The organism is Lacinutrix neustonica, assembly GCF_026625145.1.
Taxonomy (GTDB): Bacteria; Bacteroidota; Bacteroidia; order Flavobacteriales; family Flavobacteriaceae; genus Lacinutrix; species Lacinutrix neustonica.
Window position 1 is genome coordinate 3,678,739 of record NZ_CP113088.1, and the last position, 22,906, is coordinate 3,701,644.

The following is a 22,906-nucleotide window of genomic DNA, read 5'->3' on the forward strand; positions in this document are numbered from 1 at the left end:
AGTGTGTTGATGGAGAGGTTCTTCTCCTAGAAACCTTCGACTGCGCCTAGTCTGACACTGGTGTTTTATTGTTGTAAATTCTTAAAATATCGTCTTGTATGGTCTCTTCATTAAATAATTCTCCCGAAAACTTTGGTGCTTTTATTCCTGTTTTTAATCGAATAGTGCCTGTGAATACACGAGCCTCGTCCCATAAGCCTTGATCTATAAAAAGCTGTAATGTTTTTGCTCCACCTTCAATAATCACTGAATTGATGTTTTTTTTATATAAAGCATTGCAAATATCTTTTGCAGTATTTTCTTTTAATACCATGGTTTGGGCCTCTGTATTAAAAACCGAAGCCGTTTTTGGTAGTGTTAAATTTTTGTCTAATACGATCCGAATTGGGTTTTGTCCAGTCCAATCTCTAACCGTTAAACTGGGGTTGTCACTTATAACCGTATTAGTCCCTACTAAAATGGCTTGCTCTTCTGCACGCCATTTATGAACCAATTGTCCGGATAAAGCATTAGTAATCCATACGGGTTTATTTTCTTCTTTGGTTTTAGGAGCAATAAAGCCATCATTACTTTCTGCCCATTTTAATATAATATAGGGCCGTTGCTTATTATGAAAGGCAAAAAAACGTTTGTGGTGTGCTTTGCATGCTGCTTCTAGAACACCTACGGTAACTTTACAACCTGCATGTATTAATTTTTTAATGCCTTTGCCGGCGACCTCAGGGTTGTCATCAATACAACCAATAACAACGTTTGGAATATGATGCGCAATAATCAAATCACTACATGGCGGTGTTTTTCCATAATGAGAGCATGGCTCGAGCGTGACATACAGCGTACTTTTTTTTAAAAGGGCGGTGTCTTTTACCGCATGTATGGCATTCACTTCGGCGTGATGGCCTCCATAGGCACTGGTATACCCTTCACCTATGATGAGTCCTTGATAAACAATCACCGCACCAACCATAGGATTGGGTGCGGTAGTGCCTAAACCATTTTTAGCAATGTCAAGGCAACGTTTTATGTAATAGTCGTGAGTCGTCAAATCGCTATAATTTAATCTTTATATCTTGGATGTCATCAATTTGGTATTGGTGTGAAAAACCGAACAGGGTATATTTAATGTCTCCTTTATATTGTACTTGCATACCTTTATTAAGTACGCTATTTAAAATGCTGCTTAGGGTGTTTAAATTCAATAATTTTTTAGAAGGAATGTTAACAGTCAAAGGTATTGAGAATTCTTTATGGGAAGGCACTTTAAATGTTTGGGAGGAAACCGTTCCCATGTCAATATCATTTATTCTAATTTTCAGGCCTTCTGTTTCTAACTGTCCACCCACGTGATTAGGGTTGTTAAAAAAAGCATCACCTCGCATTATTATGAACTCTGAATTTGATTCTACCACCTGAATGTTTTCTATTCTTAAAAACTACGGCGCTTCATGAAACTTACAACTTATTATCGTCAATAGAATTGTTGATAAGATTATAAGTTTCTTCATCTTGAATTTTTTAGAATTAATGTATCTTCAACCTCTAAATATGGTGTAAAAATAGTATAATAAAGTGAGTAATAATAATATCCAAATAAGAGAAATCCAAGCGGGTGATAATGCGCAAATTGAGGCCGTTATTAGAGGTTGTTTTCCGGAATTTAAAATTCCATTAGAAGGTACTGCTTATGCAGATCCGGAAACCAAAGCCATGTTTGAATCGTATCAAAATGATAATGAGATCTATTTTGTAATTGATGAGAACGGCACCCTTTTAGGCGGTGGCGGTGTTAAGCCATTAAAGGATTTTGAAACCAAGGTCTGTGAGATTCAGAAAATGTATTTTTCCCCAAAAATAAGAGGGAAAGGCTATGGGAAAGCGTTATTTCAAAAATGCATGACTGCTGCTAAAAAATTGGGATACGAACAATGTTATTTAGAATCTGCACCACAGTTAAAAGCAGCCATTCATATTTATGAGCACTTTGGATTTAAACATCTTAATGCCCCTTTAGGTAATACAGGGCACACGTCTTGTTCAATTTGGATGATTAAGGATTTATAAAACAAGACCTGTGCGATTAAAAGATTTAGAACAATTATTTCACAAAGAATTAGACGCCATTTATGGAAAAGAGGAAGTGTCTAGTTTTTTCTTTTTATGTACCGAGCATTACTATAATATTTCACGTCTACAGCTCGCTTTAGATATCGATTTATTGGTTGCAAAAGAAGCGCAACAGCCCATATTTGATGCGTTAGAGGCATTAAAAACTCAAAAACCGATTCAGTATATTTTAGGAGAAACCGAGTTTTATGGCTTGCCATTTAAAGTGAACGAAAACACTTTAATTCCAAGACCGGAAACAGAGGAGTTAGTAGAACTCATTTTAGAAACCATAGATTTTAATGTATCGACTATTTTAGACATTGGCACAGGAACAGGTTGTATTGCTATATCATTGGCAAAACATTTGCCTAAGACCAAAATTACCGCCCTTGATGTGTCTGTAGAAGCTTTAAAAATAGCAAAGGAGAATGCCGCAATAAATGGAGTTCAAATAAATTTTATAGAAGCAGATATTCTAAGAATTCGTAATTCTGAGATGGAAAAACTAGCGGCTTTCAATGTTATAGTATCTAATCCGCCATACGTTCGTCATTTAGAAAAGTCCGAAATGAACACCAATGTTATAGACAATGAACCCCATGTGGCTTTGTTTGTAGACGATAACAATCCATTGGTATTTTACAAATCGATTACTCAGTTTGCGAAGGTTAATCTAGATGTAGGGGGAAAACTATTTTTTGAAATCAATGAATACCTTGGTAAGGAAACCAAACATTTAGTAGAAAGCTATGGTTTTAAAAACGTAGAAGTGATAAAAGATATGTTTGGAAAAGATAGGATGTTAGCAGCCGATAAATAAAAAGTAAAAGCCTACCGCTGTCGCGGAACAATATGAAAAGTATAGCAGTATTTTGTGGGGCAAGTTTAGGGAACGATGCTCTAATTATTTCTGAAGCACACCAGTTAGGAAAAACTTTGGCCGAGCAAGACATTACATTGGTGTATGGTGCGGCCAAAATTGGGATTATGGGAGAAGTCGCCCAAGGTGTAATAGATCATAAGGGAAAAGTGATAGGTGTTATCCCGCATTTTTTGAAAACTAAAGAAATTGTTAGCGCTGCTTTAACGGAGTTGGTAGTCACTAAAAATATGCACGATCGCAAAGTTGTTATGTACGAAAAAAGCGATGGATTTATTATCATGCCTGGCGGTTTTGGAACCATGGATGAGTTTTTTGAAATCACGACCTGGGGACAATTAGGTTTGCATAAGAAGCCCATTGGCATTTTAAATACTAATGGTTTTTATGATGCTTTAATTCATCAGTTTGAAATCATGGTGTCACGTGGCTTTTTAACACAAGAAAATAGAGAGGCTGTGGTTGTTGCAAATGAAATTGATCAGTTATTAGAAAAAATGAAGAATTATAAGCCATTACCTGCCCCAAAATGGTTGAATACAGAAAGAATATAAAATGAGTGTAAAAGAAGCTATAAATAAGCTGCGTCAAGAACTCCGTGAGCACAACCATAACTATTATGTCCTTGACAGCCCTACCATAAGTGATTATGATTTTGATATTAAATTAAAAGAACTTCAAGCTTTAGAAGAAGCCCATCCTGAATTTTATGATGCTAATTCGCCAACTTTGAGAGTGGGAGGGCAAATTACTAAGAACTTTAAAACCGTAGTGCATGAGCATCGCATGTATTCATTGGATAACTCTTATTCTCTCGGAGGATTTAAAGGATTGGGAAATTAGAATAAAAAAATTAGTCGATGGTGACGTTAATTACACCTGTGAGTTAAAATACGATGGGGCATCCATAAGTTTAACTTATGAAAATGGCCGCTTAATTAGAGCGGTAACTCGTGGCGACGGTTTTCAAGGGGATGAAGTGACTGCAAATATAAAAACAATAAAATCTATCCCATTACAATTAAAAGGCGAGTACCCACCAAAGTTTGAAATTAGAGGTGAAATAGTGTTGCCTTTTGATGGTTTTAATAAAATGAATGAGGCGCGTATTGCAAATGGTGAAGAGCCTTATAAAAATCCAAGAAACACTGCTTCGGAAGTCTAAAACTACAAGATAGTGCAGAGGTGTCCAAGCGCCCTTTAGACTGTTTGTTGTATGGCTTAGTAGGTGGTGATTTTAAGTTTTCAACACAGTTTGAAAGCCTTGAGAAAGCACGTGAAATGGGCTTTAAGGCACCAAAGGAAGCACAGCTGTGTCGTTCAATCGACGCCGTTTTTCAGTTTATAAACCATTGGGATAAAGCCCGTCATCACTTGCCTTATGAGACAGATGGCGTGGTTGTAAAAGTTAATAGTTTGTTTCAACAGGAGGAATTAGGCTATACGGCAAAAGCACCACGATGGGCCATGGCTTATAAGTTTAAAGCAGAGCAGGTGTCTACCACATTAAAAGAGATTACGTATCAGGTAGGTAGGACAGGAGCCATAACGCCAGTAGCGAATTTGGAACCTGTAGAATTGGCAGGGACGATTGTGAAACGGGCATCTTTACACAACGCAGACCAAATAGAGAAACTCGATATTAGAGTTAATGACGAAGTCTTTGTTGAAAAGGGTGGAGAGATTATCCCGAAGATTATTGCCGTAGATTTATCAAAAAGGCCAGCAGATTCTAAGCCCACGCAATACATTACGGTGTGTCCGAATGTCACACACCATTGGAGCGCTTAGAAGGAGAAGCAAAACATTTTTGTCCGAATTATAATGGATGCAATCCTCAAATCATTGGGCGTATTCAGCATTTTATTTCTCGAAAAGCGATGGATATAGAAGGTTTAGGAGGGGAGACCGTGGTGCTTTTAGTTAATGCAGGTTTGATTGCTAATTATGCCGATTTATACAGCGTCACTAAAGCTCAAGTTATGCCTTTGGAGCGCATGGCAGAAAAGAGTGCAGAGAATTTAGTGCAAGGGATTGAAGCTTCAAAACAAATTCCATTTGAACGGGTATTGTTTGCGATAGGCATTCGTTTTGTTGGTGAAACGGTAGCTAAGAAACTAGCAAAACACTATAAAAGCATTGAGGCTTTAGCACATGCATCCATAGAAGATTTAGAAAAAGTAGATGAAATTGGTATTAAAATAGCAGAAAGTGTCGTGGCTTTCTTTTCCTCAGAAGAAAATAAGTCTATCATTGAACGTCTCAAAGACCATGGCGTGCAGTTAGCTGTTTCAGAAGCACAGTTAGCAAATCAAACCAATAAATTGCTAGGTAAATCCTTTGTTGTTTCCGGGGTATTTGAAATTGTCTCACGCGATGCATTAAAAAAGCTCATTGAAAATAACGGGGGTAAAAATGTAGCGTCTATCTCTTCAAAAACGGATTTTATTGTAGCTGGGGACAAAATGGGACCAAGTAAAAAGGTAAAAGCAGAAAAATTAAACATCCCATTAATAACAGAAAGTGAGTTTTTGGCAATGGTTAAGTGATGTTTTATGCGATTTTGATTTAAATAGACCCTTAAAATTGTAAAATATATCGATTAAATACTTTTATTTACGATAAAATGTATTTTTTTAATTATTTTTACGCAACCCAAATTTAGTGTCTATGAGATTAACGGTTTTAAGGTTAGTCACCATTATTCTATTGCTATTAAGTCTTACTTATTTAATTTCTCGGTATTTTATCTTTACATGATATTTCAGAATTAAGCTTTGCCTTAGTTTTTCCGTTTTTACTATTTTACTATTTTATTAGAAAAGAATTAGAATTTTCTTTCTTCGGAGCATTTATACTTTTTTATACGTTGTCGGAAACGACTCTTTTTTATAAGGGTTATGTGAGTTTCTCTTATTATTCAGGTATTGTCTATAGTATATTAGCTTTTTTTGCTTTACTTGTATGTGTTTGTATACAAATAAATTTTAAAACTTTGTTTAGAAAATTTTATATTCAAATTATAATACTACTATTACTAGGGGCTTATGTTTTTTATTCTTTAGAGCGCATTATGGTGTCACACTTCGCTTATGGTTTTAGCATGATTGATTTTGTTCTAGATTCTATATATAATTTAGCCTTTATTTTCGCGCTCGTCTTAGCGTTGTTAAACTATTTACAAACAGATTCAAAAAAGAACTTAATATTGTTTATGTTGACCGGATGTATTGTTTTTTCAGAATTAGTACAAGTGATATACTTTTATGCCGATCAAAACAAAATAGTACAAGCGGTGTATTCTTTGTTGTTAATTTTTGGATTCTGTTTTAGCTACTTATTTATTAATATTAAGGAAGACAAGTATATTTTAGAATAAATAAATGCTCAAAGGTGAGAATGAATATAAAGCTTCCGGTTTATTCGTGATTAAGTTAAAACGTTTTCTATAAGCTATTGCAATAATGAACAAGGTATTAAAATTTATACTAATAGGAGCGATAGTCAGTTTGATCACTATCGTGAGTAGTGCTTATGGTTTGGAGTCTTTTTCGAATACATTTCAGCTTTTTGTTGTTCCATCAATAACTTTCATTTATCTTTTGAAAGTAAAAAGAAAAGCTATTAATTTTATGCTTTTCATGTTGTTCTATTCTTTAGGTAATTTTGTATGGTTGTCGGGTATAGAAGAAACGTATAGCTATTTTTACTATGTGACTAACAGTCTGTTTATTCTAGGGTATATATTTTTATTGGCAGAAATTTATAAAAATATCGATTTAAGAACGGTACTAACCGTTCATCGCTTGGAGTTCTTTGTACTGGTTATATTATTTATATACATGATGTATGTGTTAATTGAAATAGTTAAACCCGCGACCTATGTGACTGATTATAAACTACCCATTCAAATTTTAGAATTGATTTATAATTCAGTATTGCTCCTTCTGTTAACTAGTTCTCTTCTTTATTATCTACAGGAAACTTCGAAAAAAAATTTAGTATTCTTTATAGGTTGTGCGGTATTGGTGTTTTCAGAGTTAGTCCTAATAGGCTATTATTATATGATAGACGATATAAGGTTGAGTTATCTTTCTAGCCTACTTTATAATTTGGGTTTTTTGCTACTTTATTACCAAACACAAATCAAAGAAGCGAATGCTCCATCAGTGTTTTCTGAATGACTTGGCTATTTTAGCGATTTCTAAAAGGACGTTTAAAATAGATAAAACCATGTTTTCAATACCGTAAATCTTCTATTTATCATAAAGAAAGCTGTATTTTAACGATTAAATACGTATTTTAACGTTAAATAGCATTATTTGTGGTATGTTTGCAATCCCAAATGTGCTAAATGAAAACGAGTAAATTAAAAATAGTATCTGCTATTATAGCAATGTTATGTGGTCTGTTCCTGTGCGGAGTGCTCTTTGGTATTAACATGTTATCGAACTATTCGAGGGCATTCATTTTACCTTTTTTTGTATATCTCTATTTTTTGGAGTCTGAAACGAAGAGTCAGTACTTTGCGAGTTTTCTCATAGCTTGTTCTATTGGGGAGCTATCAAAAATTTTTGGTAGTTTCGATTATGAATTGTTCTCTAAAGTGAGTAACGTTGCCTATATCTATGGTTATATAAACTTGCTAATATACATGCTAAGAAGCATGAAAATACATCGGCTTATAAAAAACTTTAAAATGGCAATAACGGTGTTAATTGGTTTCAATTTATATACCATTTTCTTTTTAAATCAAATGATTCTGTCGGATTCTGCAATTGAAATCTATACCCTCAATTTTTTTCTTGAATGTACTTATAATGTATGTATCTTATTAATCTTGTCCATTTCGCTTCTTAATTATTTATATCATGATTCTAAGCGGGGATTACTACTCTTTTTAGCTAGTGTTTGTATTGTTTTTTCAGAAATGGTCCAAGTGGCTTATATTTTCGTGTCGGCAGATTATTTACTAAATGTTGTTTATGCCTTATTGTTGGTTACTGGTTTTTACATCGTCTATGTATACATTGTATCTAAAATCAATGCGTACTATAAAATTCTTTCTTAAACGACCTTTAAATTCAATTAGACAACTATTGCTTCAAAAGCATTCATTTTCAAATATCTCAAATCACACCATTATGGACGCTCCATTTGCTGTTTTGTTTTTGTTCGCATCAAAATAAAAGTCAATGCGACCTAAATTAATACCATAACATCCTACTTGATTTATTAGTACATTATCGCCTTCACTATTTTGTGCAACCGTTGGTTTTGGTAAAAACGTATGGGTGTGTCCTCCAATAATTAAATCAATATCCTTCGTGGCTTTAGCTAAAGATAAATCAGAGACTTTGTTAGGGTTTTTCTTATAATAATACCCTAAATGAGAAAGACAGATAATGAGGTCGCAACGTTCTTCATCTTTCAATATATGTGTCATTTCCTGAGCCATTTCAATAGGATCAAGATATGCTGTTTCTTTGTACATGTTTTTATCTACCAGTCCATCTAATTTTATACCGAGTCCGAAAACCCCAATACGAAGGCCGTCTTTTGTAAATACTTTATACGGTTTAACATGGGTGTCTAAAACAGTATTTTTAAAATCGTAATTTGCTGAAAGGAAATCAAAGGTTTTATGTGGAAACTGAGCATATAAACCATCAATACCATTGTCAAAATCATGATTTCCTATGGTAGCCGCATCATATTTCATTTTAGACATTAACTTAAATTCTAATTCGCCACCATAATAATTAAAATAGGGGGTGCCTTGAAAAATGTCACCTGCATCTAATAATAGGGTATTAGGGCTTTCATGACGAATAGATTCTACTAAAGTAGCACGTCTAGCTACGCCGCCTTGATTCGGGTTTACGGCGTCATCTCGGACCAAATGGATCAATATGGCTATGCACATCGTTTGTGTGTAAAATCGTTATTTTACGCGTTTTAGGCGCCATTTCACACGACTGAAAACCAAAACCGCCAAGTGTTACTAATGCTGTAGCTGCTGTAGATTGTTGTATAAATACTCTGCGTTTCATTTTACGAATTATTTGCTTATGGTAAATCTATTGTCGATTGTTGGTCTAATGGTGTCTACTTTTTTAAAGTAGTCTAACATGGCATTCCTAATTTTATAATCTAAATGGTACACGCTGTCATTTGGTTTAAAAAAACGCATGTTGTCGCCACCGTTATATAAGTAGTCGTTGGTGGCAACATAATAGGTTTTATTTTTATCTATTGGTTTATTGTTAACTAAAGCCATTTTTATTTGATACTCTTTATTTAATGCTAATGTAATGCCATGAACCGGGTGGGGGCGTTTGGCTTCACTTAAATACTGCATCATGCTATCTATTTGCTTACCTTTTATTGCTACAACAACAATGCTGTTTTCAAACGGCATAACTTCAAAAGCCGTCTTCGTTGTAATGTTTCCTTTTGAAATGATCGCACGAATGCCCCCATGATTCAAGATGACAGCATCAATATTTTTGTTAGTTCTTATATTAAAAATGGGGTTTCCTTCTGTATACACAATATCAGCCATTAAATTGCCAATTGCTGTATTTAGCTCGCCATTACTTTTAGTGTAAGTTTCGGGAGCATAAGAAAGTATGGCATTCATATCCTCGTTTAAGCGTGTTCTGTAGGGTGCGATTAAGGAGTCGTATTCTTGATCTATAGCAAGGGTATCACTAACAGGGATTTGCTTGCCTTCAATAGAAATTAATTTTAAGGGGGACTGTTTACAAGCACTAATGCTTAATGCTATTAGGCAGGTAATAATGCAATTAAATCTCATGAATTAAACTTATTGTTTTAAGGCGTTGTATTTATTATGTTTTGCTACTTTTGTAGAAAGCATAAATATAAATGATTTTAAAAGGATTTAAAGAAAAATCTAATAAAAAATACATCGATAAAAAATTAAAGAGCCGTGTCATATCTCAAGATAACTCGAGGATTAAAAAAGTAGGTGTATTAATTAATAAAGATGAAGCAATAGATGTTAAGTGGTTTGACACTTTAGCAGACGCTTTAAAAGTCACTTCAAATAATTTTCAATTGATAGTATTTACTAAAGAAAAGAGATCAGAGAATGTTTCTTTTAATAATACTTACAATGAAAAAAATATTGGATGGGGAGGTACAATAAAACACCCGGATTTAGAACGTTTTATTAATTCTGATTTTGATCTTCTCATTAGTTATTATACAGAGGAATCCATTCATTTAAAATTAATCACCACAGCATCCAACGCAAAATTTAAGGTTGGCCTTTTACAAGAAGATGAACGATTAAATGATTTGATTATAAAAACAGACTTAAAAGATTATAATACCTTTGAAACCGAACTTTTAAAATATTTAAAGATTCTAAATAAATTGTAAATCAAGCTTAGGCTATTTCAATTTGTTTAGTATAAATTTGTCTGAAGAACACCCCAATTTGATAAAAAAAATAGAAATATGAATAATCCCTTTTTAGGAACAGGAATAGCCATCGTAACACCATTTAAAAAGGATGGAAGTGTGGATCATGATTCATTAAAAAATATTGTTGAATACAATATAAAAAATGGCACCAATTATATTGTTATTTCAGGGACCACCGGAGAAAGCGTAACAGTAACCCCAAACGAGAAAAAGGCGGTTATTAAAACAATTTCAGAAACCAATGAAGGACGATTACCTTTGGTATTAGGCATTGGTGGAAACAATACGGCTAAAGTTATAGAAGAAATACAAAATACAGATTTGTCTGCGTTTGCAGGAATATTGTCTGTATCTCCCTACTATAGTAAGCCCACACAAGAAGGTATTTATCAACACTTTAAAGCGATTGCTGAGGTATGCCCCATAGGGATCATACTTTATAATGTTCCTGGTAGAACGGCTTCAAACATGTCGCCCGAAACAACATTAAGGTTGGCTAACGATTTTGAAAATATTGTAGCGGTTAAAGAGGCAGGAAATAGTATGTCGCAATATTTACAGTTACTAAGAGATAAGCCCGATGGTTTTGGTGTTATTTCAGGTGATGACGATTTAGTTTTAGGCGTCCTTTTAGCTGGTGGAGATGGAGTGATTTCAGTAATAGGTCAAGCCTTGCCTAAAGCGTTTTCTCAAATGATTGACTTGGGACGTGCTGGGAAAGCGAAAGAAGCTTATGCTATTCATTTTGATTTAATGGAAATTACGAGTTTAATTTTTTCTGAGAATAATCCTTCCGGAATAAAAGCCGTTTTACAAGCGTTAGATTTGTGCAATGACACCGTGCGTTTACCTTTAGTTACAGCTACAGACTCTTTAAAACAAAAAATTAGAAGTTTCTTAACGGGGTTTAAAAATAAGTAGAAGGAATTCATCTCCTAAACAAATAATACTGGCGCTAAGGTTTTGCTAAAACGAAAAGTTAGTTAGGGATTAAAATAATATGTAGCGTTAAATATTACTTAAAGCAAGCTATAACTTCAACGTAAGCTTTATTTTAGCCTTAAATTATATTTTTAATATCCATATTAATAGCGTATTTTTGCAACTTGTTAAAAAATTATGAGAAAATTAATTATCATCCTTATTATAACTTTGAGTTTTAGCTCTTGTAATGAATACCAAAAGGCCTTAAAATCTGAAGATATTGGTCTCAAGTTTAAAAAGGGAGAAGAGTTGTATGATGCTGGTAAATATGCGAAGGCAAACCGTTTGTTTGAGCAAATTATTCCACAGTACAGAGGGAAACCACAGGCAGAAAAGTTAATGTACCTTAATGCTGATGCTACTTACCAAATGGAGCAGTATTATATCTCTCGGCTATCATTTTGAGCGTTTTGTTTCTGCTTATCCTAAAAGTGAGAAGATAGAAGAAGCACGGTTTAAAAGTGCAAAAAGTTATTATGAATTATCCCCTGTATTTTCAAAAGATCAGGCAGATACATTTGTAGCGATTGAGAAACTTCAGGAGTATATTAATTTACATCCGAGAATCTAACAATCTTCCTGAGGCTAATGCTTTGGTAAGAGAATTAGACTTCAAATTAGAAAAAAAGGCTTTCGAAACAGCGAAACAATATAACAGAATTTCAGATTATCAAGCGTCAATAGCGTCAATAGATAATTTTATAATTGATTTCCCAGGAACAACGCTACGTGAAGAAGCCATGTATATTAAGTTTGACTCTGCTTATCAATTAGCCTCTAAGAGTGTAGAATACAAAAAGAAAACACGTTTAGAGACAGCAGTTTCTAACTATAAAAAGTTTAAAGCGTCTTATGCTAATTCTGAGTTTTTAGAGGACGCAACAGACAAATATGAAGACCTTTTAAAGCAATTAGAACAATACAGTACACAAAGTTAATAGTATAAATTATGGATTTAAAAAAGATTGATGCGCCTTTAACAACAACAACATATAATAGAAATGCAGTAGATGCACCTACGGGAAACATTTATGAGGCGATTTCAATTATATCACGAAGAGCAGAGCAAATTAATTCTGAAATTAAAAAAGAATTAATTGAAAAGTTAGAGGAATTTGCGACTTATAACGATTCTTTAGAAGAAGTTTTTGAGAATAAAGAGCAAATTGAAGTTTCTAAATTCTACGAAAAATTGCCTAAGCCACATGCTTTAGCAGTTAAAGAATGGTTAGATTCTAAAATTTATTACCGAAACACAGAAGAAGACAACCAAAAATAAGGCGATGTCTATATTAAGTGGCAAAAATATACTTTTAGGCATTAGTGCTGGTATAGCTGCTTATAAAACGGCCTCATTGGTTAGAGCATTTATAAAAGCAGGTGCCCACGTAAAAGTGGTGATGACACCTGCTTCTAAAGACTTTGTTACCCCACTTACCTTATCTACCCTTTCCAAAAATCCAGTATATTCGTCATTTTATAATGAAGATGATGACAATGCAGAATGGAATAATCACGTTGAATTAGGCCTTTGGGCCGATTATTTTTTAGTCGCTCCTGCTACTGCAAATACCTTGTCTAAAATGGCGAACGGCACCTGTGATAATTTGCTGTTAGCAACGTACCTCTCTGCAAAATGTCCTGTGTACTTTGCGCCAGCAATGGATCTAGACATGTATAAACATCCTTCAACCTTAGATAGTTTTGAAACGCTCAAGCGTTATGGTAATATTTTAATTCCAGCAACTTCGGGTGAATTGGCTAGTGGTTTAGTTGGGGAAGGGCGTTTAGCCGAGCCCGAGGATATTGTGTCTTTTATGGAAGACGACATTTTGGGAAAACTACCACTTCGAGGAAAAACGGTACTTTTAACGGCAGGCCCAACCTACGAAGCCATAGATCCCGTGCGTTTTATTGGAAACCATTCTAGTGGAAAAATGGGCTTTGAAATAGCTAAAGCGGCAGCAAGCGTTGGGGCTAAAGTCATTTTAATTACTGGACCAACGCACCAGTAAAGTCAATCATAGTAGTATTGAAACTATACCTGTGGTGAGTGCACAAGAGATGTACGAAGCGGCACACCGGTTTTTTGAAAACGTAGATGTCGCTATTTTATCGGCAGCCGTAGCAGATTACAAACCAAAAGAAGTGGCAAGCAATAAAATAAAAAAGAATGATGCCACGTTAACTTTAGAGTTAGAAAAAACAAAGGATATTCTCGGCGTCACTTGGCGCTATTAAAAAACATCAGCTGTTAGTAGGTTTTGCATTAGAGACTAATAATGAATTAGAATATGCAAAAGGAAAACTTAAAAAGAAGAATTTAGACCTAATTGTGTTAAATTCGTTAAACGATCAAGGTGCTGGTTTTAAAACCGACACGAATAAAGTGACTATTATAGATAATAATAATAACATTACTGCTTACGAATTAAAATCTAAAAGCGAGGTGGCTAAAGATTTAGTAAGCGTTATAATCCAAAAATTAAATGCGTAATACTCTTATAGTTTTTCTTTTATTTTTTAGTGTTGTTAGTTTTTCTCAGGAACTTAATTGTAATGTGGTGGTAAATGCACAACTTACAGGTAACGAGAATTTTCAAATATTCAAGACATTGGAAAACCAATTAACGGAGTTTGTTAATAAGACCCAATGGACTAAAAGGCAATTTAAACAGCAAGAGCGTATTGATTGTAATATTGTGATTAATGTAACCAGTCAGGACGGTGAAAATTTCGAAGCAGGAATACAGCTACAATCTTCAAGACCCGTATATGGTTCCACATATAATACGCCTATTTATAATATAAATGATAAAGATTTTAATTTTAGATATCTCGAGTTCCAAACCTTGGTGTATAACGAAAATCAGTTTGAATCTAATTTAATTTCGGTATTGGCCTATCATATCAATATGGTATTAGGTATGGATGCAGACTCTTTTGCTTTAGAGGGCGGAGATGATTATTTCAAACAGGCACAACGCATTACTAATTACTCGCAACAGGAAGGTTTTAAAGGTTGGAAATTAGAGGATGGTTTGCAAAGTCGTTTTGCTCTAATTGATAATATTTTGTCACCAACGTTTAAAGCCTTTAGGCAGGTTATGTATAAGTATCATAGAGGCGGCTTGGACAGAATGAGTGAGAATAAAACAGAAGGTAAAAGCGAAATAGCTTTGGCTCTAGGATCTTTGAAACAAATGCATGCTAACAGGCCCAATTCGTATTTAGCTAGAGTCTTTTTTGATGCTAAGGCCGAGGAGATAGAACAAATTTTTTCCTCAGGACCTAACGTTGACGTTTCAAATTTAATAGATGTATTAAATAGAGTGGCACCCACATACGCTAGCAAATGGCGAAATATTAAGTATTAAGAATCGTTACGTTTTAGTCACTACATAGCGAAAAGAGCTAACCTAAGGATCATATCATGCTAACATCATTATCTATAAAAAACTACGCATTAATCGACCATTTACACGTCGATTTCAATGATGGTTTCACCATAATTACTGGAGAAACAGGTGCAGGAAAGTCCATTTTACTTGGTGGTTTATCTTTAATTTTAGGAAAACGAGCAGACTTAAACAGTTTACGAGATAAAGAGGCTAAATGTATTATTGAAGCGCATTTTGATGTTACAACTTATAATTTGAAACCCCTTTTTGAAGCGAATGATTTAGATTTTGAACCTAAAACAATCATTCGTCGAGAGATCTTACCTTCTCGGAAAATCACGGGCTTTTGTAAATGATTCACCTGCAAATTTATCCAGTTTGCAAGCCTTGGGTGAACGATTAATCGACATTCACTCGCAACACGAAACACTACAATTGGTCGATGATCGTTTTCAGTTTGAAGTGATTGACGCCTTAGCTGAAACGAATAAAGATCTACAAGAGTATGCCTCCCAACTTTCAGTTTACAAATCACTAAAGCGAGAATTAGATCAATTAATAGCTTTCCGAAAAGAAGCTATTAAAGAACACGATTATAATACTTTTTTGTTAAATGAATTAACTTTAGCAAAGCTTAAAGATGGCGAACTGGAAACTTTAGAAGAGGAGTATGAGATGCTGAATAATATTGAGACGATTCAAGAAAAATTAACGGCATCTAACCAATTACTTAGCGACGAACAAATAGGCGTTATTAGTGCATTAACAGAGTTAAAAACCGTTTTAAAGCAACTCACAAACATTTCCAATGCATATGAAGAGCTTTACCAGCGCGTAAACAGCAGTCTCATAGAATTAGATGATGTGTTTTCTGAAGTCGAACGTTTTCAAGAAGATCTGGAGGTAAATCCAAAACGATTAGACGAGGTTAATGGTAAACTAGCAACATTAAATAATTTATTTCAAAAGCATGTCGTTTCAGATATTACAAGTCTATTAGAAATAAGAGAACAATTAGAAGAAAAGGTTTCAGCAACGGAAAATGTGGATGCCGATATCGCTAAGAAAGAAGCACAAATGCAGCTTATTAAAACAAAGCTTGATGCTGTTGCCAAAACCATTCATACTAAAAGAACAAAAGCAGTTCCTGACTTAACTAAACAATTAGAACAGATATTATCAAGTTTAGGAATGCCCAATGCACAGTTTGAAATTAAGTTGTCTCTTGGGGATACTTATTATAAAAATGGAAAAGAAGCATTATCCTTTTTGTTTTCAGCAAATAAAGGTGGTGCCTTTAATTCCTTAAAAAAAGCAGCATCCGGAGGTGAGATGTCTCGAATCATGTTAGCAATAAAATCTGTACTTACAAAATATATTAATTTACCAACCATTATGTTTGATGAGATCGATACTGGCGTTTACGGTGAGATTTCAAATAAAATGGCTGAAATTATGGCCCAAATGAGCATAACAATGCAGGTGTTCAGTATCACTCATTTACCACAAATTGCGGCAAAAGGACACACGCATTTTAAAGTCTATAAAGAAGATATTAATAATATTACTACAACAAATCTAATTCAATTAAACCATGATGAGCGTGTTGTAGAAATAGCTCAGATGTTAGGAGGTGTTGATCTTAGCAATTCTGCCTTAGCCCATGCTAAAGAATTATTAAATTAAAAAAATAAAGTGGAAACGTTTTAAGTTTTATAACTTTGGAATTGTAAAATAGCCTCCACTAGAGATTTTAAAAATAAATTAAATAAATCAACGAATCAACCAAGAAATTATGTCATACAATTTACTAAAAGGAAAGAAGGGAATCATATTTGGAGCCCTAGACGAAAATTCAATTGCCTGGAAAACGGCAGAGCGTGTTCATGAAGAAGGCGGGACATTTGTTTTAACAAATGCACCAGTAGCCATGAGAATGGGGCAAATTAATGCGCTAGCAGAAAAGACTGGATCTCAAATCATTCCAGCCGATGCAACAAGTGAAGAAGACTTACAAAACCTTGTAGAGCAATCCATGGAAATTTTAGGAGGAAAAATAGATTTCGTTTTACACTCTATAGGAATGTCTGTTAATGTTAGAAAAGGGAAGGCTTATACCGATCAGAATTATGCTTGGACACAAAAAGGAACAGACGTTTCTGCCATGTCTTTTCATAAAGTGATGCAAACACTTTACAAGGCAGATGCTATGAACGAATGGGGAAGTATTGTAGCCTTAACTTATATGGCGGCGCAACGTGTATTTCCAGATTATAATGATATGGCAGATAACAAAGCGTACTTAGAAAGTATAGCACGTAGCTTTGGTTATTTCTTTGGAAGAGATAAAAAAGTAAGAGTGAATACCATCTCTCAGTCGCCAACGCCTACAACTGCAGGAAGTGGTGTTAAAGGGTTTGATGGCTTCTTAGCGTATGCAGAGCAAATGTCACCTTTAGGTAACGCTACGGCTCTAGATTGTGCTAATTACACCGTATCGTTATTTAGTGATTTAACTAAACGCGTGACATTACAAAACTTATATAACGATGGAGGTTTTAGTAATATGGGAGTTAGCGATGCCGTAATGGATGCTTTTGTAGAGTCTCAAGGCAAGTAAAATTATAAACATAGAAACGAAAAAGCCTCATTACATTTGTAATGAGGCTTTTTTGTATTTACTATTTTCGTCTTTCTCGGTCGTTCTCCACGATGCCGCTCTTTAAACTCTTCAATTAATTTTCTTCTAAATGAGCGATCCGCTTCCATGAGTTTTAATATTTTTTTTGCCGATAGCACGTCTCTTAGTGCCGTATAATACTTTTTATCAAGTTGCTGTCTTGCCAGTTCCGAAGCAATTAAACGTTCAAGATGTGCTTTGGCTTCTGTTTCAGTTAGCGCATCAATATTTTCTCGGTCTTCTAAATTTTGAAGCTGCTCTTTGTTTTTCTCGAGCATCTTCATTAGCATTGTACACGGGCCAAAACGCCTGTGCTTCTTGAGCTGTCAAATCAAGTTGTTCGGTAATATGCGCAATTTTTAAAACCTTAACCTTTTCTTTGTCAATGCGTTGTGAATACGCGTTAATAGATAATAATAGCCCTATCATTGGGAGTAATATTTGTTTCATTCGTCTCATTTTTTATTCTGAAAAAAGTTCATTCCCTTCTACAGATTCTAAATAGGAATCTAAAGTTTCATCACTAATACTATAATCTATAAATTGGGTTTCGTTCAATTCGTTTTCTGCAAATAAAGCGGCCAATTCTGTAATTTCGATTTCATCTAAAATGTAATTATCGACAGTGTCGGTATCTAAATCACTAACTGAAAATGTCGCCTTGTTAAATAAGTCAATGTTGAAGAATAAGACAACCGTTGCTGCTACACTTGTAAAGAGTAACATGTTTTTTTTATTAAAAAGGGATATGACTTTTGCTTCTCTTTGCTTTGAGTCTAGGGCTACGCTTTTAAAGGACGCGATATAATTATCAGGTGTTTTGAAACCAGAATTTGAAACACTATTTTTTAGCTTTGCCTCGGCTAAAATAGTGGCATCAAAATCTTGAAAGTAATTTTTAGGTACTTTGAATCCTGAATGATTATTTTTATTTAAAGGCTTGTGTTTCATGTTTTATTTCTCATCAAGTGAGTATCTATTACTAAGACTAAAATTATCTTAAATAGTTTAATTTTCAGTTAAAAAAGCTTGAATTTTTTTTGTAGCAATACTATATGAGGCTTTTAATGCCCCTTCGCTAGTTTCCAAAATTTCGGACATCTCACGGTATTTTAAGTCTTGAAAATATTTCATGTTAAAAACCAGTTGTTGTTTTTTAGGTAGCGTAGCAATGGCACGCTGTAATTTTAATTGAATGTCATCTCCTTCAAAGTATACATCGGCCTGCATATTGTCAATAGCTAGTTGTTGTACTTCTTCGTTTGAAATCTGTAGGCGTTTGGCATTTTTGTTTAATAGGGTAATGGCCTCGTTTGTCGCAATGCGATATAGCCATGAGTAGAGTTTGCTATCTCCTTTAAATTTATCGATACTTCGGTACACTTTAATAAATGTATTCTGTAAAACATCATCTGCATCATCATGTGATTTTACTATATGCCTAATGTGCCAATACAAACGCTCTTTATATAGAGACACAAGTTCACTAAAGGCGCTGTCTTTTTTCCCTTTAGACTGTAATGCTTTTAAAAGGTTGGTTTCTGTGGTCACAAATTCAATTTCATATAAGACTCTTTAAAATGTAAAACGTTTAATATGCAATATATTATAGTTTTAGATCTTATTAACAACTTAACCTAGTGATATTGTGTTGATTAGCCAGTAAATTGTCGATAAAGTGTATGTTATTAACGATTAAAAGCAATAAATATTTGGTATATCTCTTTTTTTTATCTAAGTTTACACCAACATACATTACTTATGTTGTTAGTCGCCCCAAGTCTAGCAATGAACAAAAAAGGATAAACATTATTGTTTATCCTTTTTTATATTTAAGCTTATTCAAAGCTTTGCATGTCTACAAGTTTCTTATAGATACCATTTTTAGCAATAAGCTCACTGTGCTTGCCTTGTTCTGCAATGGTGCCTTTATTCATAACAATAATTTCATCTGCATTTTGAATGGTGGATAGTCTATGCGCAATAACAATAGAGGTGCGGTTTTTCATCATGTTTTCTAACGCCAATTGAACCAGGCGTTCGCTTTCTGTATCCAATGCGGACGTGGCTTCATCGAGCACCATGATTGGGGGGTTTTTTAACACCGCACGAGCAATACTTAAACGCTGCTTTTGGCCGCCGGAAAAATTATTTCCAGCATCACCCACATTTGTTTCGATTCCTAGTGGTAAATCTTTAACAAATTCCCAAGCGTTTGCAATTTTTAGTGCCTCGATAACTTCATCTTCATTAGCATCTTGTTTTCCAATGCGTAAATTGTTCTTGATAGTATCGTTGAATAAAATAGAATCCTGGGTCACCAGCCCCATAAGATCACGGAGCGATTTTTTTGTAATATTTTTAATGTCGTTTCCATCAATAGTAATGTGGCCTTCATTAACGTCATAAAATCTTGTTAATAGATTAGCAATGGTACTTTTACCGCTACCAGATTGTCCTACTAATGCTACCGTTTTCCCTTTGGGTACTTTTATTGAGAAGTTTTTCAACACTAAATCATCATCGTATTTAAATGAAATATTATTAATAGCAATCTCGCTTTTAAATTCATTGAGAGCAATGGCATTTGGTACATCCGGCATCGTATCATCTTCATGTAAAATTTCGAAGACACGATCTGCAGCGGCCATTCCGTTTTTAACTCTATATGAAGCTTTACTTATCGCTTTTGCAGGAGTTAAAATGGCATAGGCTAACCCCATAAAAGCTAAGAAGTCTGTACCTTTTATAACTTTATCAATAAGGACGAGTTGCCCCCCATACCACAATAATACGGCTATGGTTACAATCCCTAGAACTTCACTAACAGGCCCAGCAAGATTATTTTTTAAGCCAATTTTATTAGACAATCTTAATATTCTATCAGAAGAATTAGTAAAGTTGTTTCTAAAAAACGGTTCAGCATTATAGCCTTTAACAATTTTCAAACCAGTTAATGATTCTTCAACGATAGAAATTAACTTACCAGATTCTTGCTGTGCTTTTAGAGAGTTACTTTTTAAACTCTTTCCTATTCTAGAAATTAAAAACCCTGCGAGGGGTATAAAAAACAAGACAAAGAGAGTTAATTTCCAACTAAATGAAAACATGAAAATTAATGAGAAAACGATGGTAGCAGGTTCTCTCACAATAAGCTCTAAAACGATAAAAAAAGAATTTTGCATTTCATTAACATCTCCTAGAATTCGCGCCATCACATCCCCTTTTTGTCTTTTAGAATAGAATTTAAGTGGTAGTGCAATAATTTTGTTATACATATCTTTTCTTAAAAGGTTTAACACCCCATTTTTAAGATACATGACATGCTGCATTGCAAAATAACCAAATAGATTTTTTAGTAAAAAAGTTGTGATAACTAACGCAACGACGATTACTAAAGCCATTTGAGCGTTACCATTTTCTAAATAACCACTCACTTTATAATTCAATAGTTGCTCACCGTAAGATTTTATGTCTGCAATTCCATTCCGGATAGGGCGCTCCTTAACAATTTTGGGTGTCCCAAATAAAACATCCAACATGGGTATTAATGAGACGAAAGCCAGTGCGCTAAAAAGGGCATACAACAAATTAAAAAACACATTTAAAATCACGTGTTTTTTAAATTTTTTAATAAAAGGAGATAACTGAATTAATATTTTTTTCATTTATTTAAGTTCCATATCTTTTAATATGGCATCAATTTTAGTTTCTAATTGTTGTTCCGTTTTCTGAAAATCTTCTGCAGTATTCAAGGAAGTATTAACACTGATATAAAATTTTATTTTAGGTTCAGTGCCACTTGGTCTTAAAGCGATTCTAGTTCCATCTTCGGTTTCGTAAATTAATACGTTAGATTTTGGAATATCTATGGTTTTAGTTTCTCCAGTTATTGTATTGTAAGAGGTCGCTAATTGATAGTCATCAATACGAATGACTTTAGAGCCATTAACAACTGATAAAGGAGTGTTACGTGCATCTATCATCATTTGTTTAATCTCCTGCGCCCCTTCAATTCCTTTTTTAGTAATAGAAATTAGCCGTTCTTTATATAGACCATGCGCAACATATAAAGCTATCAGTTCTTTATACATAGAACTGCCTTTTGCCTTTGCCTGAGCTGCAATTTCACAGGCCAATAATGTGGCGGTATTGGCATCCTTGTCTCGTACAAAATCACCTACCATATAACCAAAACTCTCTTCGCCACCGCCAATAAAATGTTGGTTTGGAAAATCTTTGATCATTTTTGCAATCCATTTAAACCCCGTAAGGCCTATTTTGCATTCTACACCATAGGCTTTGGCTAAAACAGGCATCATAGGAGTAGAAACAATCGTAGAGGCAATAAACTCGTTGTCATTATTCTCCCCGCTATCTTTCCATTGTCTTAGCAGGAAATCGGTCATTAACACCATGGTTTGATTGCCATTTAAAATAACCAATTCATGATTCAGATTTCTAACGGCTACACCTAAACGATCACTATCTGGGTCTGTACCTATCACTAGGTCTCCATCTGTTTTATTTGCTAAAGCAATAGCCATTTTAAGCGCTTCAGGTTCTTTCGGGTTTGGCGATTTAACCGTTGGAAAATCACCATCAGGAATACGTTGTTCTTCAACAATATTCACGTTTGTATAACCCGCACGTTTTAAGGTTTACGGAATAGTAGTTATTGAAGTACCATGTAAAGAAGTGAATACTACATTTAATTTTTTCCGTGCTTCGGCAGTCGTGTTAAAGCTTCCGTTTTTTACAGATGCATCAATAAAAACATCATCAACAGCTTTACCTATTAGATGTATTAGATTTTCATTCGCATCAAATTTAATCTCAGCATACGCGACAGCATTAATAAGCGTAATGATTTCTATGTCTTGAGGCGGAACCAGCTGTCCACCATCTTGCCAATACACTTTATAGCCATTATATTCTGGTGGATTGTGGGACGCGGTAAGCACGATGCCGCAGTGACAATTTAAATGTTTTAATGCAAATGATAATTCGGGCGTAGGACGTAAATCTTCAAATAAGTAGACCTCAATACCATTCGCAGAAAACACATCGGCCACAATTTTGGCTAAGGATTTACTGTTGTGTCTGCAATCGAAAGCTATGGCTACTTTTAATGCTTGATTAGGAAACACGTTATGCATATAGTTGCTTATGCCTTGCGTATTTTTTCCTAAGGTATATTTATTAATTCTATTGGTACCAATACCCATAATACCGCGCATACCACCTGTTCCAAATTCAAGATCTTTATAAAAACTTTCTTGTAAAGCTTTTGGATTGTTTGCAATGGAATCTTTTATAAAATCCTGAGTACCTTTATCAAACGCAGGGGTTAACCATGTATTTACGCGTTCTAATATTTTTTTTTCAATATGTATCATG

General features: G+C 34.3%; 21 protein-coding genes and 5 pseudogenes. 16 read left to right on the forward strand and 10 right to left on the reverse strand.

Annotation, left to right across the window (positions count from 1 at the left end):
* Window positions 1-46 precede the first annotated feature (46 nt).
* Together ribD and N7U66_RS19940 are read right to left on the reverse strand one after the other, a co-directional pair.
* A complete protein-coding gene (gene ribD, locus N7U66_RS19935) occupies window positions 47-1,045 on the reverse strand; it encodes a bifunctional diaminohydroxyphosphoribosylaminopyrimidine deaminase/5-amino-6-(5-phosphoribosylamino)uracil reductase RibD (protein WP_267676639.1) in 999 nt (332 codons plus the stop codon).
* 4 nt (window positions 1,046-1,049) lie between these two features.
* Window positions 1,050-1,409 carry an LEA type 2 family protein gene (locus tag N7U66_RS19940; RefSeq protein WP_267676640.1) on the reverse strand — a complete coding sequence of 120 codons (360 nt, stop codon included), beginning with the start codon at window positions 1,407-1,409 and terminating at the stop codon, window positions 1,050-1,052.
* A 160-nt stretch (window positions 1,410-1,569) separates the two neighbouring features.
* Between N7U66_RS19940 and N7U66_RS19945 the strand changes: the two genes are divergently transcribed.
* The 7 genes and pseudogenes from N7U66_RS19945 to N7U66_RS19975 all read left to right on the forward strand — a co-directional run bounded on the left by N7U66_RS19945 (window position 1,570) and on the right by N7U66_RS19975 (window position 8,057).
* On the forward strand, window positions 1,570-2,061 hold the full coding sequence (locus N7U66_RS19945; RefSeq protein WP_267676641.1) for a GNAT family N-acetyltransferase: 492 nt from the start codon (window positions 1,570-1,572) through the stop codon (window positions 2,059-2,061).
* Window positions 2,062-2,071: 10 nt separating this feature from the next.
* Window positions 2,072-2,926, forward strand: coding sequence for a peptide chain release factor N(5)-glutamine methyltransferase (gene prmC, locus N7U66_RS19950; protein WP_267676642.1), 855 nt, complete (start codon window positions 2,072-2,074; stop codon window positions 2,924-2,926).
* Window positions 2,927-2,958: 32 nt separating this feature from the next.
* Window positions 2,959-3,540 carry an LOG family protein gene (locus tag N7U66_RS19955; RefSeq protein WP_267676643.1) on the forward strand — a complete coding sequence of 194 codons (582 nt, stop codon included), beginning with the start codon at window positions 2,959-2,961 and terminating at the stop codon, window positions 3,538-3,540.
* 1 nt (window position 3,541) lies between these two features.
* Window positions 3,542-5,535: pseudogene (ligA, locus tag N7U66_RS19960) on the forward strand (NAD-dependent DNA ligase LigA).
* A 446-nt stretch (window positions 5,536-5,981) separates the two neighbouring features.
* Window positions 5,982-6,365: a hypothetical protein gene (locus N7U66_RS19965; RefSeq protein WP_267676644.1), complete on the forward strand. Its 384-nt coding sequence runs from the start codon at window positions 5,982-5,984 to the stop codon at window positions 6,363-6,365.
* An 85-nt stretch (window positions 6,366-6,450) separates the two neighbouring features.
* Window positions 6,451-7,170, forward strand: coding sequence for a hypothetical protein (locus tag N7U66_RS19970; RefSeq protein WP_267676645.1), 720 nt, complete (start codon window positions 6,451-6,453; stop codon window positions 7,168-7,170).
* A 515-nt stretch (window positions 7,171-7,685) separates the two neighbouring features.
* Window positions 7,686-8,057, forward strand: a complete 372-nt coding sequence (locus N7U66_RS19975) for a hypothetical protein (protein ID WP_267676646.1) — start codon at window positions 7,686-7,688, stop codon at window positions 8,055-8,057.
* A 63-nt stretch (window positions 8,058-8,120) separates the two neighbouring features.
* Here the strand turns inward: N7U66_RS19975 and N7U66_RS19980 are convergent.
* Both N7U66_RS19980 and N7U66_RS19985 read right to left on the reverse strand, forming a co-directional pair.
* Window positions 8,121-9,039: pseudogene (locus N7U66_RS19980) on the reverse strand (bifunctional metallophosphatase/5'-nucleotidase).
* Between the two features lie 8 nt (window positions 9,040-9,047).
* Window positions 9,048-9,806 carry a 5'-nucleotidase C-terminal domain-containing protein gene (locus N7U66_RS19985; protein WP_267676647.1) on the reverse strand — a complete coding sequence of 253 codons (759 nt, stop codon included), beginning with the start codon at window positions 9,804-9,806 and terminating at the stop codon, window positions 9,048-9,050.
* Between the two features lie 71 nt (window positions 9,807-9,877).
* Between N7U66_RS19985 and N7U66_RS19990 the strand changes: the two genes are divergently transcribed.
* The 9 genes and pseudogenes from N7U66_RS19990 (at window position 9,878) to N7U66_RS20030 (ending at window position 17,446) form a co-directional block, all read left to right on the forward strand.
* Window positions 9,878-10,396, forward strand: a complete 519-nt coding sequence (locus tag N7U66_RS19990; RefSeq protein ID WP_267676648.1) for a DUF6913 domain-containing protein — start codon at window positions 9,878-9,880, stop codon at window positions 10,394-10,396.
* Between the two features lie 78 nt (window positions 10,397-10,474).
* Window positions 10,475-11,362, forward strand: coding sequence for a 4-hydroxy-tetrahydrodipicolinate synthase (gene dapA / locus N7U66_RS19995; protein WP_267676649.1), 888 nt, complete (start codon window positions 10,475-10,477; stop codon window positions 11,360-11,362).
* A gap of 198 nt (window positions 11,363-11,560) precedes the next feature.
* The gene (locus tag N7U66_RS20000) at window positions 11,561-11,830 is read left to right on the forward strand and encodes an outer membrane protein assembly factor BamD (protein ID WP_267676650.1); all 270 of its coding nucleotides are present in this window, start codon (window positions 11,561-11,563) and stop codon (window positions 11,828-11,830) included.
* A 122-nt stretch (window positions 11,831-11,952) separates the two neighbouring features.
* On the forward strand, window positions 11,953-12,363 hold the full coding sequence (locus N7U66_RS20005; RefSeq protein ID WP_267676651.1) for an outer membrane protein assembly factor BamD: 411 nt from the start codon (window positions 11,953-11,955) through the stop codon (window positions 12,361-12,363).
* Between the two features lie 11 nt (window positions 12,364-12,374).
* Window positions 12,375-12,704: a DNA-directed RNA polymerase subunit omega gene (locus N7U66_RS20010; protein WP_267676652.1), complete on the forward strand. Its 330-nt coding sequence runs from the start codon at window positions 12,375-12,377 to the stop codon at window positions 12,702-12,704.
* A gap of 4 nt (window positions 12,705-12,708) precedes the next feature.
* Window positions 12,709-13,922: pseudogene (gene coaBC / locus N7U66_RS20015) on the forward strand (bifunctional phosphopantothenoylcysteine decarboxylase/phosphopantothenate--cysteine ligase CoaBC).
* The gene (gene porD, locus N7U66_RS20020) at window positions 13,915-14,802 is read left to right on the forward strand and encodes a type IX secretion system protein PorD (RefSeq protein WP_267676653.1); all 888 of its coding nucleotides are present in this window, start codon (window positions 13,915-13,917) and stop codon (window positions 14,800-14,802) included. The pseudogene coaBC and the gene porD overlap by 8 nt, the downstream one beginning before the upstream one ends.
* Window positions 14,803-14,858: 56 nt before the next feature.
* Window positions 14,859-16,512, forward strand: a pseudogene (gene recN / locus N7U66_RS20025) (DNA repair protein RecN).
* Between the two features lie 109 nt (window positions 16,513-16,621).
* Window positions 16,622-17,446: an enoyl-ACP reductase FabI gene (locus N7U66_RS20030; RefSeq protein WP_267676654.1), complete on the forward strand. Its 825-nt coding sequence runs from the start codon at window positions 16,622-16,624 to the stop codon at window positions 17,444-17,446.
* Window positions 17,447-17,448: 2 nt separating this feature from the next.
* On the opposite strand, the gene N7U66_RS20035 is transcribed toward N7U66_RS20030, so the two are convergent.
* The 6 genes and pseudogenes from N7U66_RS20035 to N7U66_RS20060 form a co-directional block, all read right to left on the reverse strand.
* A complete protein-coding gene (locus tag N7U66_RS20035; RefSeq protein WP_267676655.1) occupies window positions 17,449-17,784 on the reverse strand; it encodes a hypothetical protein in 336 nt (111 codons plus the stop codon).
* Window positions 17,729-17,956, reverse strand: a complete 228-nt coding sequence (locus tag N7U66_RS20040; RefSeq protein ID WP_267676656.1) for a hypothetical protein — start codon at window positions 17,954-17,956, stop codon at window positions 17,729-17,731. Before N7U66_RS20040 ends, N7U66_RS20035 begins: the two co-directional genes overlap by 56 nt.
* 12 nt (window positions 17,957-17,968) lie before the next feature.
* The gene (locus N7U66_RS20045) at window positions 17,969-18,457 is read right to left on the reverse strand and encodes a hypothetical protein (protein WP_267676657.1); all 489 of its coding nucleotides are present in this window, start codon (window positions 18,455-18,457) and stop codon (window positions 17,969-17,971) included.
* Between the two features lie 57 nt (window positions 18,458-18,514).
* Window positions 18,515-19,057 carry an RNA polymerase sigma factor gene (locus N7U66_RS20050; protein WP_267676658.1) on the reverse strand — a complete coding sequence of 181 codons (543 nt, stop codon included), beginning with the start codon at window positions 19,055-19,057 and terminating at the stop codon, window positions 18,515-18,517.
* A gap of 287 nt (window positions 19,058-19,344) precedes the next feature.
* Complete coding sequence (locus tag N7U66_RS20055; protein ID WP_267676659.1) at window positions 19,345-21,174, reverse strand: ABC transporter ATP-binding protein; 1,830 nt, start codon at window positions 21,172-21,174, stop codon at window positions 19,345-19,347.
* Window positions 21,175-22,905 (reverse strand): annotated as a pseudogene (locus tag N7U66_RS20060) (phospho-sugar mutase).
* Window position 22,906: the final 1 nt, after the last annotated feature.